Genomic DNA, 13,007 nt, shown 5'->3' on the forward strand with positions numbered 1-13,007 from the left:
ATACAGAATTTCAGACGCGGCAAAGCCCGGAAAGATCGACACTTCCAGTTCTTCCGCTTTCTGGCCTAACCAGCGCACTACATTGCCCAGTGAAATGACATAGTTGCCATCGTTATGCATGGTTTTAGGCACCATCCAGTGCGGTGCTTCCTGTGATTTTTCATCTGAAAGCAGGAAGAAGGTTTTATCTTCAGTCACCGGGACATTCAGCGGGGCACCCTGTTCTTTCCAGTCCGGGAACAGCTCGTTCATGGCACGCGGTTCAAGCACAGCACCAGACAGAATATGCGCACCGACTTCGGAGCCTTTTTCTACGACACAAACGGACAAATCGTTTAAGTTGTTTTCAATTGCAAGTTGACGGATTTTGATCGCAGCAGAAAGACCCGCAGGGCCTGCGCCTACGATGACGACGTCAAACTCCATCGATTCACGTTCGATGTGTTCCATGTAGGACTCCTCATATTACTATTCGGTGGCAACCATAATCATATGATTGGGTGCTGCCATAAGTGTTCTTGGTTCCTAGACACAAAAATGCTGGTGTCTTTGATAATCTGGGCTAGTATAGTTTTAAAGCCGGTTTTAGCCAATTGGCTGAAACATATTATTTTTCCGTCATTAAGGTCTTCTTTTATGGATAAGCCAGTACCCAGCACAAATCCGACGAAAAAAGTAACTTATCCCGATGATAAAAATTTAATGGATATCGCACAATACTTAAAAGATGCACAGGGCAGTCACAAAAGGTCAATACCCCCTTTGGAGCAATGGCAGCCAAAGCATTGTGGCACAATGGATCTCAAGGTTTTAGCCAACGGCGAATGGTGGCACGAAGGTCAATTGATCAAGCGTCAGCCGATGATTGACCTGTTTGCAACGGTGCTCTGGAAAGAAAACGATAAATTCTATCTAAAAACACCAGTAGAAATGATTGAAATCGAAGTTGAAGATGAACCTTTATTTGTCAATCAGGTCGATCAGGTTGAGATCAATGGAGTGACTTATCTGCAACTGGGCACAACCACGCAAGACCTGATTATTGTCGATGCTGAACATCCAATCTTTATGCGTGAATACAAAGGTGAGTTGAGGCCTTATGTGCATGTGCGTTTTGGGATTAATGCACTGATTCAGCGCGCTGCATTTTTACATCTGGTCGAGATGGGAGAGCTTGATGAAAATCCGGCAGGCGAAGCCGTTTTAAGTTTGAAAAGTGGTGATTTAGACTTGCATTTGAGCACCTGAGGTTTAAGCTTGATCGCTAGAAATTTCAAACAAGCCACCTGCAACGTTATGAGCGCTATTCAATCAATTTCCCAGCTATTAGACCCGATGCCCAATGCCACGGCAGATGCGCCGATTGGTATTTTTGACTCAGGCGTAGGCGGCTTGTCAGTCGCCCTGGAAATTGCCCGCCATTTGCCCAATGAGCGCTTTGTCTATTATGCGGATACTGCGCATGTGCCTTATGGCCCAAGAGATGATCAGGAAATTCGTGCCCTGACGGCTCAGGCGATTGAATGGCTTTATCGTCAAGGTTGTAAAGTTGCGGTGGTGGCTTGTAATACCGCTTCCGCTTTTAGTCTGGATTATTTGCGTGACTATTATGGTGAAAACTTTCCGATTATCGGTTTGGTACCTGCGCTTAAACCGGCAGTCCTGAATACCCAGTCAAAAAAGGTGGCGGTATTGGCCACGCCTGCAACCTTCCGTGGCCAGCTGATTAAAGATGTCATTTCCCGTTTTGCTGAACCGGCTCAAGTCAAAGTCCTGCCTGTGACCAGTCTGGATCTGGTGCCTTTTGTTGAGGCTGGGGAGCAGATGAGTGCAGCCTGTTTGCAGACATTAAAAGAGATTTTACAACCAGTTGTAGATCAGGGCGCTGATTATTTAGTGTTAGGATGTACACATTACCCCTTCCTAAAATCGTCAATTCAGTATATTTTTGGTCAAAAGCTGACATTAATTGACTCAGGATTCGCGGTTGCAAGACAAACGGCCCGAATTTTAATTAAAAATGGGTTATTATTTGAGCATGAGTCTAAAGAAAGCGTGAAAATTGAATTGGTGGTGAGTGGGCAGAATGCTGAACAGCTCCGACCGATTTTGCAGCACCTGATTCCGGCCGATCTAAAATGGCAGGTCAGTAATATGAGTGCAGTTTAAAACTCATTTTTATAATTTAAGAAGAAAGATATTTTGATTTTGGGGTGGCCATATTGGGTAAAGAAGCATGTGATGATGCATTTTTTACCCAAATGTACAGGAGAAGAGGATAGCCCATGCTGGATAAACGGTACCAAGTGTTCATCTCAACCTCTGGGGCAGAAATGCAACCGGAGCGTATCATTCTGTCTCAAACACTGGTAGGAATGGGGTTTTTCTCGTGGGGACTGGAACAGCGTACACCGCTGAATACTGCATTTGCACGCCGCCAGATTGATGACTGTGATTATGTCGTGATTCTGCTGGGAAGCCAGTATGGAGAGCAGTCGGTATCGGGTGTTGGCTATATGCATCTCGAATATATTTATGCAGTGACCAAGCAAAAACCGATTATTGTGTTTATGCATGATGATCCGGCATCACGTGAAAGTGCATTGCATGATGCCAAACCGGAATTACAGGAAAAATTCAAGGAATTCCGTCAACTATTACAGCAGGAAGTCGATCAGGTCTTTACTTACCGCAGCCTGCGCGATCTGGAAATGGCAGTGCGTTTTAACATGCCGCAAATGCTGGAGCGCTATCCGGTGACCGGCTGGGTGCGTCCGCAAAACACCCAGGCGCTGCATGACGAGATTGATCAGCTGAAAGCTAAAGTGGCGCAACTGGAACGCGATGGCGGAACTGCAGAAGTCGATCCATTCCTGAGCCTGCCCAAAGTGGCGATGCATGAAATTTTTTCTTTTGAATACCGGATGCATGCTTATCAGGATGGTAATTTTAAAGAAATCAAAGTCCATAAAAAACTGACTTGGGCACAATTGTTGGCGTTATTGGGTTCAACTTTTGTCAATCCGACCCCTGAAGAGTTTTTCTCGAAGCGCATGAATGAATATCTGAATGAAACCGGTCTGCAGGATGCACGGGTGCAGATGCCGCGTGCGCATGCTGTCGCGCGTGCCCAGATGAATATTCGTGCCTTGCATAGTTTAAAAATTCAAATGCGCCAGAATGACTGGATTGTGCCATCCGGTCGTGATGACCGACAGCGCATGCTGTGGCAGATCACGCCAAAAGCGCAAAAGTTGCTGGACAGCAGCTTGCTGGATTTAGATCGCACTTTTCAATATAAGTCAGCGTATTAATCCATAGAGAGAATAAATAAAAAGCTGTTAAAGTACAGGGGTTGATATCCTGACGGACGAACTGAATGTATTCTCCTGCTAAAGCGAAAGTGACGATTATATTGGCAAACTTGGGCACACCAGATGAGCCTACGATTCCAGCGGTACGCCGTTTCCTCAAGCAGTTTTTATCTGATCAGCGTGTGATTGAAATTCCCAAACCGATCTGGCAAATCATTCTGCGCTTATTCATTTTGCCCTTCCGTCCAAAGCGGGTAGCACAGGCCTATGCGCAAGTATGGGGACAGGATTCGCCGATGCGTGAAATTCTGTTTGAGCAGGTCGCAGCAGTCAAGACGCATCTCACCCAGCTGTATCCACAGTTTGAACTGAATGTGGTACCTGCCATGACCTATGGCAATCCGAATATTCAGGATGTCTTGGCACAGGTCTCCGCGCAGCCACAGGAACACGTGATTCTATTTCCCCTGTTTCCACAATATTCTGCCACGTCGACCGCACCTCTATACGATGCTGTGGCGAAATGGGTGGTTAAACAGCGTAATTTACCCGGTTTGACAGTGATCCGGGATTATTATCAACATCCTTTATTTATCCAGTCGCTGGCTCAAAGTGTACGTGATTATCAGGCAAGTCATGGTCAACCAGAGAAATTGTTGATGTCTTTCCACGGTATTCCACAGCCCTATGCTGATAAAGGAGATCCTTATGCCGACCGTTGCCGCATCACGGGCAAATTGGTGGCGGAAGCACTAGGTTTAAATGAAGATCAATATGCCATTAGCTTCCAGTCACGTTTTGGCAAGCAGGAATGGATCAAGCCCTATACCGATGTTTTGCTCGAAGATTGGGCCAAGCAAGGGGTGAAATCAATTCAAGTAATGAGTCCGGCATTTTCCGCGGACTGTCTGGAAACGCTTGAAGAGCTGGCAATCGAAAATGCCGAGACTTTTAAAGCACTCGGCGGTGAAAGCTATAGTTATATTCCGGCATTAAATAGCCGTGAAGATCATTTGCGATTGCTCAACAGTCTACTACAGGCTAATCTGGATGCATTGACACAGACACTTGCCCATTAACTTGCCCGAGGTTTTTCACCCCATGTTACAAGTCAAAATTGTTCCAGTTACTGCATTTCAGCAAAACTGTTCCATCGTTTGGGATGCGGACACTAAAGAAGCCATTTTGATTGATGCAGGGGGCGAACCTGAAAAACTGAAAGCTGAAGTTGAAGCGCTGGGTTTAACGGTTAAAGCCTTGTGGCTCACTCATGGCCATCTGGATCATGCGGGTGCGGTGGGTGCATTAAAAAAGGCTTGGAATGTACCGTTGATTGGACCACATAAAGAAGATGCCTTCTGGCTTGACATGATTCAGGAAGTGTCTGCACGTTATGGCTTCCCGATTCCGGAAAAAGTCGAAGTGACCCAGTGGCTGGAAGGTGGTGAAGTACTCAAACTCGGCAATGAAGAGTTCGAAGTGCGTTTTGCTCCAGGCCATACGCCGGGTCATGTGATGTTCTATAACAAAAATTATGACTTGTTATGGACAGGTGATGTCTTGTTCAAAGGCTCAATCGGGCGGACTGATTTCCCGCGTGGTAACCATCAACAGCTCTTAGATTCAATTCAGCGAGAATGTTTCAGCCTGCCAGATGAAACCCAATTCATTTCAGGACATGGTCCGATTAGCACCATTGGTTTTGAAAAGCAGCATAATCCTTTTGTTGCAGGTAAAGCGGGTTAAAAGCGTAAATAAAAGACCAATACCATTTGGTCTTTTATTTTTATTCTGAAAAGGGATTATTACGAAGTTGACGCGTTTGCATGTGTATGAGCCAAGCGGCAAAAGCAAAAAGCACACCCAATACAATAAATAAACTATCTTGTTGGAAAATGCCGACTCCCAACGAAAGAAGTGCGAGTAGACCAACCCCAATTAATATGATTTTTAAAATAATATAACCCATATTATTGCTCTAAAAATAATGTGAAAATTTAGAATAGAACAATAATGCTAAAGCTTTATGAATGATGTTAATTCGTGTTGCTTTATCTAAGTAATTTTATAAAATCCATATGATTTATTTACTTAATTTCGACAAGATTCTGCTTTCAGACAGAATTTTCGACAGGGAAGACATTTTATTCTTCGCTGTTGTCGGCTTGTGGTGCATCCTGAGTAGGCAAACTATATTCCTCATTGGCCCAAGCGCCTAGATCAATCATCTTGCAACGTTCTGAGCAAAAAGGACGGAATTCATTATCTTCCCATGTGGTCAGCTTGCCACAGCGCGGACAGTTTAAAGTGGTAGGCATGGGACGACTCCAAAGAAAAATAAAGGTTCGATTAGGCAAATATAGCCGCACTTGTTAGACTTATGCGGTTTTTATTAGTTTGATCTGATTATGCCGATTCGTCAATTTCAAGCACAGCGTATGCATGCGCCCCGTGATTTTCAAAGCATCAGTCCTGAACCGGTCTGCGTCGAAGTGGGAGCGGGTAAAGGTAAACATGCCTTGTTATTCAGCAAGAACAATCCCGATACTCAACTGATTGCAATTGAACGTACCCGTGAAAAATTTCTGGCGATGCAAAAACAGCATGCTGTTGAGGGTCAAACTAATTTACAAACCGTTCATGCCGATGCTTTACCGTGGATCGTACATGCACTGTATCCGCAGCAGGTAGAACAATTCTTTATTTTATATCCAAATCCTGAACCGCATAATCCGGCACAGCGCTGGGTCAATATGCCATTTTTTGAGTTTCTACTTTCACGCCTGAAAACCGGGGGAACGATTACTTTGGCCAGTAATATTCCTGCCTATATCGAAGAAGCAGAAATACAGGTGCGAGAGCTCTGGAAGCTGCCTTTTGTCAAAGAAGTGATTGCTGCAGATTCGGCGCGCACCCATTTTGAAATTAAATATCTGGAACGCGGCGAATTATGCCAGCAACTAATCATCAGCAAGCCTGAAAGTTATGTGACACGTTTTGATGATTTCCAGCCTTTGCAAGGGCAGAATGCCACCGTCTCGGAATAAGCAGATGAGCAAACGCATTGCTATTGTGGGCACAGGCCCCGCAGGCTTAATGGCAGCAGAAGTGCTCAGTCAGTTTGATTATGAGCTGCATGTCTATGAGCAAAAACCGTCTGCTGCGCGAAAATTCCTGATGGCAGGCAAGACCGGCCTGAATATTTCCCATGCCGAGCCTGTGCCAGAGTTTGTACAACGTTATGATCAGGTGGAGTGGTTGTCCCCTTGGATCAAACAGTGGGATGCGGTCTGGATTCAAGACTGGATGAAACAGCTCGGTATTGAACCTTATATCGGTTCATCTGGCCGGGTATTTCCCACAGAGATGAAAGCCGCGCCCTTGCTGCGTGCCTGGCTCAAGCGTTTGGCCAGTCATGGTATCCAGTTTCATTACCGACATAAAGTCAGCCAGTTGCAGCAGCAACAGCTTGAGCTGCATGATCTGAAAAATAATGAACATCGCACTGAACATTTTGATGTCATTATTCTGGCTTGTGGGGCAGTGTCCTGGTCAGAGTTGGGTAGTGATGGGGCATGGCAAGCCTGGCTGAAAACGGATGAAATTGAGCCATTTCAGGCCAGTAATGCCGGAGTGGAATATCCCTGGTCTCGGTTTATGCAGCCAGTCTTTGGTCAACCGTTAAAGCGTGTCGAGGCATGGGTTGGGCAAGGTGAAAAGACCATCGGCGATATCGTGATCAGTCATTATGGTCTGGAAAGTGGTCTGATCTATAAGCAGGGTCGTGGCTTACGCGAGCAACTAAAACAGGGGAAGCCTATGCAGCTGCATCTGGACCTATTCCCAAATCAAAGCATCGAACAGCTTGCGCAAAAATTACAGCCAAGTAAGAAGCAGTCTTTAACTAATGTCTGGCGTAAAGCCGGATTGGACGGTGCTAAGGCGGCTTTAGTACGGGAATTGCTAGACAAAGCAGTATGGCAAGATGCTACTGCATTAGCCAAAAAAATTAAACATTTGACCCTTCCACTCAGCGGCTTCCGCCCGATTGAAGAGGCGATTAGCTGTGCGGGTGGCGTCAAGCGTGAAGTGTTGTCAGAACAGCTACAATTGAAATCTAACCCACATGTATTTCTTTGCGGAGAAATGCTGGACTGGGATGCACCGACCGGCGGTTATCTACTGACAGCCTGTTTTGCCACAGGGCGTGCAGCGGGTGAAGGTGCGCATCAGTTTCTGACAGCAGATTAAGTCATTTTATAGCTAGGATGATCTAGTATTTATACTGAATGCAGACTCAACAGATCCGGCCTTGTTCATTCACGCTGTTTTAAAGCTGCCAGTTCAGCTTAGATTATTTTTGTATTTTATCTAAGCTGTGTGCCAATCTAGCATCCTAGACTATTCCTTCACTTGCCGGGAAGCGGGTTCTTTCTTGGCGAGATCCGGATATTGCGAACGCCAGCGTTCCAGTTGTTCTTGGGCGTGTAGATATTTCCCTAGACCTTTGACATTCTCACTGGCTTCATTCACGGGTGTAGCTTGAGTCTTGGGAGTATTGAGTAATTTGTCCTGATGTTCCCAGTATTGATACATTAAGCCCTGAATATAACGGCCCTGTTCGGTTTTCAGTTCTAAAGCCTTCAACATATTCAATGCTGACTGGACATGATCACGCTGACGTTGCTGGACAAATTCTTCTGTCATATTTTCATCATCGCGCATGCTGTTTAATTCTTTTTCCAAGTCGCTGCTCATTTCCTGAAAGCGCTGTTCATAATCCGTCAATGCAGCAATATCATGCGGATCATCAGCAGTTTTAGGGAAGTCTTTCAGTGGCTCGGTTTTCAGCTCCTGCATGACTTGATCTGAAGCCGTATTATCTGTTGTCGCTTCAGTCGGAGTTTCGGTCGTTTTCTGGTCACATGCCATCAGCAGCATGGCCGCAGCGAACAACAGCGTTCGTGTCATTCCTGGTATTTTATGCATGATCGCCTCCTGTTTTTAATTACTTTTCTTGAACACATACATATGGGTGACATAAGGAAAATCGATCATTTCCTCTGCGCTTTTGGCTGTATATTGCTGGATGATCTGTTCAAATTGTTGTTTTAACTGTGCCTGCTGCTGTTCAGGCATGGCTGCAATAAAACTAGTCGAGAGCAGCCGCTTGGATACCACCTGCTCGACACTGCCATGCTGTTGCTGGGTCATTGTGGTTTCTGCATAGGGCTGAAATAGCGTTTGCTGTGCAAAGACCTCGCGCCAGGTGCCGCTATGATAGCGCGGCGTATCGCCTTCCAAGGGGGCAATACAATCGGCCAAGGCCTGAACCCAGTCGATCCGAGTATCGCGCTGATTCCAAATTAACACCAGATAACCCTGCGGTTTGAGTACCCGATCTAATTCTTGTAAGGTAGCAGAATCGGCAAACCAGTGAAATGACTGTGCACAAAATACCGCATTCAGGCTATGATCAGGCAGGGGAAGTTGATGGCTAACGCCTTCAATTGCATGAATGTCCGGATGCGCCTGTTTTAATTGAGCCAGCATTTCCGGGACAGGATCAATTGCGATAATGTGCTTACTGAGCGGGCGTAAATAGGGGATAAACTTGCCGGTGCCGCTGCCCAAATCCAGAAGATGCGCATCTACAGGCAAAGCCAGCGTTTCACTCAGCCATTGGCTGATTTCTGCCGGATAGTCGGGACGCACTTGCTGATAGAGCTCAGCCGACGCACTAAAACCCCGTTTTGCTGCAGGATGTAATGATTGTGTCATATTTTGCGCTTTTTAATCTTTTTGATCGATATAAAATAGCATATTCACTTTTTTGACAGCGTTCATTGACTGAATTGTTGTGGAAGGGTTCGATTTACCAGCACGGGAAAGTTATGGACAAGCAGATTGTTTTTGAAGATGAACATATACGCGCGATTTTTATGCCGGGCTCTTCTTCAGAACTGATTTTTTCATTTGGCGATTTGATTACCCGTGCCAAGGGCCTCAACATCAATGCAGAAAAGTCACTGGCGAAATTCGAGTTTAATGTACTTGGTATTATGCCCAAGCATAAATCCTGGTTTCCACAAGGTTCCATGTGGAACATGTTGCAAGCCATCGCAGATCTGATTGAGCCGTTTCAGCAGCGTATTGCCTATGGCGGTTCGATGGGCGGCTATGCTGCGATCAAGTATTCCCGTGCCTTGGGCGTACAACGGGTGGTGGCGATGGTGCCGCAATACTCGATCGATCCGGAAGATGTACATGATGCCCGTTATAACATGTTCTATCAGCCAGAGCTGAATACAAATATGCGGGTTGCAGCCGAAGATATCGACAACACCTGCGAATATATTATTGTCTATGATCCTTACTGTGCCGAAGATCGTGCCCATTATCTGAAATTAGAGGCGCTGATTCCGCATCATCATGTGCTGCATTTACCTTTTACCGGACATGATGCGATCGCAGTTTTGGCCAGTTCCGAATTGCTCTATGACTTTTTGGTGCATGAATATGAGCCAAGCTATTTCTATCAGAAAATGCGCCGGGTCAAGAAAAACAGCAAGTTCTATTATCGCAAGGTGATTGAAAATGTCTTGCCACGACACCGCATGGCTTTGGGACACATTCTGAAAAATAACGATCTGCAACTGGATAACCAGTTTTTTGATGCCAGCCAGAAACAGGTGATTTTGCGGGAACTGTTACGCAATAAACAGGTTGATCAGCATGACCTGCTCAAACTGGGCATTCATGTGAATTTGCCGCAGGAAAATCGTCAGCTGTTATTGGACCACTATGGACATGGTCTGGTATTTAATGTCATCAGCCATAAAATCGAAAGTTATGCAGAAGGTGCAATTGCCCTGAACCATAAATTTCTGATTCCGATTTATGCCAAAGGTAATGGTTTATTGAGTATTAATCTGAATGATGAACGTTATTTGGTGGTGATGAATGACCGGCATATCATGAAACTGATCAAGGAACAGGATGAGCTTAGTCTGGGCATGCACCCGATTTTAATGAAGCGTTATAGCGATTTTTATATGTTTAGCTATAAGCAGCTGAATCTGAGTACCAATGAGTATGGTGCTGCTGCTTTTATCGACGATAGTGACAAAAATACGCAGTTTGTGACGCACAGTGAGATAAGTTAACTAAAAATTTTTATAAAAAACAATTACTTGACTTGTGATGAGCTTGGCATAATATAGAGATAAGCGGTATAAATAATAAACCAATTATATCGTTCCCGATGGTTGAAACGAAGAAGGGGATCTCTATGATGCAAGTATGTTTTATCTTCGGTTTGGTTCTACCTAATCTGGCGCATGCAGAAACTGTGCATCCTGCAGTGATCATGGTCAGTGCGTCCATCATCTTTATGATTATTCTGTCTGTGTATGTGGTGTATCGAATTCGCAAGTCACTACGTAATCATATGGATAAACCGCTGGATTAATTGCATCAGGCTGGAAACAGGTTGAAAAGCCTCAATGACTTGTTTTAAATGACAGACATAAATTGTCAAACAGGATTGAGGGAACAGCCATGAAAGCCGTTTATTTAGACTATGCTTCTTTAGACCAGCAGGATTTGGACTTTCAGGCACTGCATGCAGTATTTGATTCACTAGTTTTGTATCCGGCGACCTCGGCTGCCGAGATTGCATCCCGTGTAGCTGATGTCGATGTTATCATTACGAATAAGGTGATGATCGGTGCAGCTACGATTCAGCAATGCCCTCAACTCAAACTCATTTTAATCTCTGCAACCGGCACCAATAATGTCGACCTTGAGGCGGCCAAAGCGCAAGGGATCGTCGTGTGTAACTGTCAGGCTTATGGCACTTCGGCAGTCGCGCAGCATACCATCATGTTGATGCTCAATCTGGCGACTTCATTCCTGTCTTATCAACGTGCATTAGAACAAGGCGAATGGCAAAAAGCCAGTCAGTTCTGTTTGCTGGATGCGCCAATTGTCGAGCTGGCCGGAAAAACATTGGGCATTGTGGGTTATGGCGAACTGGGCCATGCGGTGGCGAAACTGGCCGAAGCCTTTGGCATGAAAGTGCTTATTGCCGCGCTGCCAAATCGTCCGGCGGATGCATCTCGTGCGCCATTTGCCGAGCTACTTCCTCAAGTCGATTTTTTAACTTTGCATTGTCCACTCACTGAAGATACCCACCATTTAATCAGTCATACTGAGCTGGATACAATGAAAAGCAGCGCATTTTTAATTAACTGTGCGCGTGGCGGAATTGTCGATGAAGCGGCATTGGCTGAGGCTCTGCGTGCAGGCAAGATTGCCGGTGCAGCGACAGATGTTCTAACGGTAGAACCACCGAAACAGGGCAATGTGCTGCTCGACTCTACGATTCCCAACCTGATTGTGACACCGCATAATGCCTGGGGTAGTGTCGATGCACGGCAGCGTATTGTGAACCAGATGATAGAAAATGTTCAGGCTTTTAAAAATGGCCAGCCAATTCGACAGGTGAATTGATTTTTATCATTCTGTCGAAGTGAATCTTTTCTGCTAGAAAATATAAAAAAGCCCATCACGGGCTTTTTTTATCAATCGGTTACCGCATAACTGGTAGCTGATCCTGACTGGGGTTGAGTCTGTGGTGTATTTGGGTTTTGCGTCGCACTCGACTGGCTTAAAGGCTGCTGCACGATAGGTGCCTGTTGTGAATTTCCACGCCAGACTTCTTTGGTCTGCTGGATTTTCTGACCGGTTTGTTGGGCTGCCTGAGTTGCACCCTGATCTACTTTTTGCAGTGTATCCGAGGTTGCAGATTTGGTATTGCTCCAGGCCCGGTCTACCCCCGGCTTGATTTTGGCAATGCCTTTTTCCGTTGCTTCACCGACTTTCTCAGCAGTATTAATCACGCCTTCCTGTGCTTTATAAGCAAAGACATGCAGCAGGTTCGGATTTTCACCATAAGGCTTAACCGGTTTAGCAGACTGAGTCGTGGTTTGTGCGAATGCTGGAACAGAAAGCATTAAAGCTGTCGTTAAAATAATTGGGGTTTTGATATTCATTATGGATCGACCTCGAATTCGTCTAAGTGCGGTCTGAGTTTGTTTTTCAGTGTAACGGATAATGGGCCAAAAACAATGAATATCCTGTGAAGAGTGCAGAGCTTTCAGGTGGATCTGTGCCGAAATATTGTAATTTTTAAAGAAAGGGCAGTAGAAATTAGCCCAGGTGTCGAATTGATTTTTAGCAAAATAAAAGCCCTGTTCTTAGACTAGAAACAAGGCGATTTTTTTAGTCACATTGTGTCAGGGCATCTTTGGCGAAATGTTCGCGTAAGCTGACAAAGTTCTTTTGTACGCCTGCATCGTGCAGGTCAAATTTTTGTGCAGTGCTAGTACCGTCGCGCTGGAAAGTCGCTGAGCCGGCATCGATTAGAGTCATACCTTTAAATGACCATTGTTCAATGACACGGTTATTGCCAATATCGCCGGTGAATTCAATCACGCATTTGTCGAGAAATTTGGTCAGTTTTGCCTTGTTGTTGGTGGTAGCTGGAACAACTTCGAGGTTTTGGACTTCCTGTAAGACGCCAACCTGAAGCTGTGGGATTTTTGGTGCAGATGTACAAGCTGTAACTGCGATACTCGCAAGACCAGTCAGAATGAGTGTTTTAAATTTCATATGATTCTTTCTTGTTGA

17 protein-coding genes are annotated in these 13,007 nt (G+C 45.3%); 10 read left to right on the forward strand and 7 right to left on the reverse strand.

What is annotated here, in order from left to right; translation table 11 throughout:
- Nucleotides 1-450: NAD(P)/FAD-dependent oxidoreductase (locus AC1IR0_RS06860; RefSeq protein ID WP_479741252.1), on the reverse strand; the 450-nt coding region annotated here is incomplete at its 3' end.
- Between the two features lie 186 nt (nucleotides 451-636).
- Here AC1IR0_RS06860 and AC1IR0_RS06865 point away from each other — a divergent pair.
- The 5 genes from AC1IR0_RS06865 (at nucleotide 637) to AC1IR0_RS06885 (ending at nucleotide 5,060) form a co-directional block, all read left to right on the forward strand.
- Entirely contained in the window at nucleotides 637-1,248 is a 612-nt protein-coding gene (locus AC1IR0_RS06865; RefSeq protein ID WP_409651699.1) for a DUF1285 domain-containing protein, read from the forward strand.
- Between the two features lie 48 nt (nucleotides 1,249-1,296).
- Nucleotides 1,297-2,169 carry a glutamate racemase gene (murI, locus tag AC1IR0_RS06870; protein WP_409651702.1) on the forward strand — a complete coding sequence of 291 codons (873 nt, stop codon included), beginning with the start codon at nucleotides 1,297-1,299 and terminating at the stop codon, nucleotides 2,167-2,169.
- A gap of 116 nt (nucleotides 2,170-2,285) precedes the next feature.
- Entirely contained in the window at nucleotides 2,286-3,314 is a 1,029-nt protein-coding gene (locus tag AC1IR0_RS06875; RefSeq protein ID WP_005267549.1) for a DUF4062 domain-containing protein, read from the forward strand.
- Nucleotides 3,315-3,379: 65 nt separating this feature from the next.
- The gene (gene hemH / locus AC1IR0_RS06880; RefSeq protein ID WP_409651707.1) at nucleotides 3,380-4,393 is read left to right on the forward strand and encodes a ferrochelatase; all 1,014 of its coding nucleotides are present in this window, start codon (nucleotides 3,380-3,382) and stop codon (nucleotides 4,391-4,393) included.
- A 22-nt stretch (nucleotides 4,394-4,415) separates the two neighbouring features.
- The gene (locus AC1IR0_RS06885) at nucleotides 4,416-5,060 is read left to right on the forward strand and encodes an MBL fold metallo-hydrolase (protein ID WP_086044180.1); all 645 of its coding nucleotides are present in this window, start codon (nucleotides 4,416-4,418) and stop codon (nucleotides 5,058-5,060) included.
- A gap of 40 nt (nucleotides 5,061-5,100) precedes the next feature.
- On the opposite strand, the gene AC1IR0_RS06890 is transcribed toward AC1IR0_RS06885, so the two are convergent.
- Complete coding sequence (locus AC1IR0_RS06890; RefSeq protein WP_086044179.1) at nucleotides 5,101-5,283, reverse strand: hypothetical protein; 183 nt, start codon at nucleotides 5,281-5,283, stop codon at nucleotides 5,101-5,103.
- A 175-nt stretch (nucleotides 5,284-5,458) separates the two neighbouring features.
- The gene (locus tag AC1IR0_RS06895) at nucleotides 5,459-5,632 is read right to left on the reverse strand and encodes a DNA gyrase inhibitor YacG (protein ID WP_004278554.1); all 174 of its coding nucleotides are present in this window, start codon (nucleotides 5,630-5,632) and stop codon (nucleotides 5,459-5,461) included.
- An 84-nt stretch (nucleotides 5,633-5,716) separates the two neighbouring features.
- Between AC1IR0_RS06895 and AC1IR0_RS06900 the strand changes: the two genes are divergently transcribed.
- Both AC1IR0_RS06900 and AC1IR0_RS06905 read left to right on the forward strand, forming a co-directional pair.
- Nucleotides 5,717-6,361, forward strand: a complete 645-nt coding sequence (locus tag AC1IR0_RS06900; RefSeq protein WP_171248517.1) for a class I SAM-dependent methyltransferase — start codon at nucleotides 5,717-5,719, stop codon at nucleotides 6,359-6,361.
- Between the two features lie 4 nt (nucleotides 6,362-6,365).
- The gene (locus AC1IR0_RS06905; protein WP_409666399.1) at nucleotides 6,366-7,565 is read left to right on the forward strand and encodes a TIGR03862 family flavoprotein; all 1,200 of its coding nucleotides are present in this window, start codon (nucleotides 6,366-6,368) and stop codon (nucleotides 7,563-7,565) included.
- A gap of 150 nt (nucleotides 7,566-7,715) precedes the next feature.
- On the opposite strand, the gene AC1IR0_RS06910 is transcribed toward AC1IR0_RS06905, so the two are convergent.
- Together AC1IR0_RS06910 and AC1IR0_RS06915 are read right to left on the reverse strand one after the other, a co-directional pair.
- Nucleotides 7,716-8,303 (reverse strand): hypothetical protein, encoded by a 588-nt coding sequence (locus tag AC1IR0_RS06910; RefSeq protein ID WP_004647351.1) that lies wholly within the window; start codon nucleotides 8,301-8,303, stop codon nucleotides 7,716-7,718.
- Between the two features lie 15 nt (nucleotides 8,304-8,318).
- Complete coding sequence (locus tag AC1IR0_RS06915) at nucleotides 8,319-9,095, reverse strand: class I SAM-dependent methyltransferase (protein WP_409651714.1); 777 nt, start codon at nucleotides 9,093-9,095, stop codon at nucleotides 8,319-8,321.
- A gap of 113 nt (nucleotides 9,096-9,208) precedes the next feature.
- Here AC1IR0_RS06915 and AC1IR0_RS06920 point away from each other — a divergent pair, with 113 nt between their 5' ends.
- From AC1IR0_RS06920 to AC1IR0_RS06930, 3 genes are all read left to right on the forward strand, one after another.
- Nucleotides 9,209-10,480, forward strand: a complete 1,272-nt coding sequence (locus AC1IR0_RS06920) for a hypothetical protein (RefSeq protein ID WP_409651717.1) — start codon at nucleotides 9,209-9,211, stop codon at nucleotides 10,478-10,480.
- Nucleotides 10,481-10,605: 125 nt separating this feature from the next.
- Complete coding sequence (locus AC1IR0_RS06925; RefSeq protein WP_004729374.1) at nucleotides 10,606-10,785, forward strand: hypothetical protein; 180 nt, start codon at nucleotides 10,606-10,608, stop codon at nucleotides 10,783-10,785.
- An 89-nt stretch (nucleotides 10,786-10,874) separates the two neighbouring features.
- Complete coding sequence (locus tag AC1IR0_RS06930; RefSeq protein WP_409651720.1) at nucleotides 10,875-11,828, forward strand: 2-hydroxyacid dehydrogenase; 954 nt, start codon at nucleotides 10,875-10,877, stop codon at nucleotides 11,826-11,828.
- A gap of 71 nt (nucleotides 11,829-11,899) precedes the next feature.
- Here AC1IR0_RS06930 and AC1IR0_RS06935 read toward each other — a convergent pair whose 3' ends face one another.
- Both AC1IR0_RS06935 and AC1IR0_RS06940 read right to left on the reverse strand, forming a co-directional pair.
- Nucleotides 11,900-12,370 carry a hypothetical protein gene (locus tag AC1IR0_RS06935; RefSeq protein WP_409651723.1) on the reverse strand — a complete coding sequence of 157 codons (471 nt, stop codon included), beginning with the start codon at nucleotides 12,368-12,370 and terminating at the stop codon, nucleotides 11,900-11,902.
- A gap of 229 nt (nucleotides 12,371-12,599) precedes the next feature.
- Nucleotides 12,600-12,989 carry a hypothetical protein gene (locus AC1IR0_RS06940; RefSeq protein ID WP_004278545.1) on the reverse strand — a complete coding sequence of 130 codons (390 nt, stop codon included), beginning with the start codon at nucleotides 12,987-12,989 and terminating at the stop codon, nucleotides 12,600-12,602.
- Between the last annotated feature and the right edge of the window lie 18 nt (nucleotides 12,990-13,007).

Source organism: Acinetobacter sp. 129952 (genome assembly GCF_056642055.1).

Coding starts and splice junctions, on each gene's coding strand:
- AC1IR0_RS06865 (WP_409651699.1), top strand. CDS start 637: ATGGATAAGCCAGTACCCAGCACAAATCCGACGAAAAAAGTAACTTAT.
- murI (WP_409651702.1), top strand. CDS start 1,297: ATGAGCGCTATTCAATCAATTTCCCAGCTATTAGACCCGATGCCCAAT.
- AC1IR0_RS06875 (WP_005267549.1), top strand. CDS start 2,286: ATGCTGGATAAACGGTACCAAGTGTTCATCTCAACCTCTGGGGCAGAA.
- hemH (WP_409651707.1), top strand. CDS start 3,380: ATGTATTCTCCTGCTAAAGCGAAAGTGACGATTATATTGGCAAACTTG.
- AC1IR0_RS06885 (WP_086044180.1), top strand. CDS start 4,416: ATGTTACAAGTCAAAATTGTTCCAGTTACTGCATTTCAGCAAAACTGT.
- AC1IR0_RS06890 (WP_086044179.1), bottom strand. CDS start 5,283: ATGGGTTATATTATTTTAAAAATCATATTAATTGGGGTTGGTCTACTC.
- AC1IR0_RS06895 (WP_004278554.1), bottom strand. CDS start 5,632: ATGCCTACCACTTTAAACTGTCCGCGCTGTGGCAAGCTGACCACATGG.
- AC1IR0_RS06905 (WP_409666399.1), top strand. CDS start 6,366: ATGAGCAAACGCATTGCTATTGTGGGCACAGGCCCCGCAGGCTTAATG.
- AC1IR0_RS06910 (WP_004647351.1), bottom strand. CDS start 8,303: ATGCATAAAATACCAGGAATGACACGAACGCTGTTGTTCGCTGCGGCC.
- AC1IR0_RS06915 (WP_409651714.1), bottom strand. CDS start 9,095: ATGACACAATCATTACATCCTGCAGCAAAACGGGGTTTTAGTGCGTCG.
- AC1IR0_RS06920 (WP_409651717.1), top strand. CDS start 9,209: ATGGACAAGCAGATTGTTTTTGAAGATGAACATATACGCGCGATTTTT.
- AC1IR0_RS06925 (WP_004729374.1), top strand. CDS start 10,606: ATGATGCAAGTATGTTTTATCTTCGGTTTGGTTCTACCTAATCTGGCG.
- AC1IR0_RS06930 (WP_409651720.1), top strand. CDS start 10,875: ATGAAAGCCGTTTATTTAGACTATGCTTCTTTAGACCAGCAGGATTTG.
- AC1IR0_RS06935 (WP_409651723.1), bottom strand. CDS start 12,370: ATGAATATCAAAACCCCAATTATTTTAACGACAGCTTTAATGCTTTCT.
- AC1IR0_RS06940 (WP_004278545.1), bottom strand. CDS start 12,989: ATGAAATTTAAAACACTCATTCTGACTGGTCTTGCGAGTATCGCAGTT.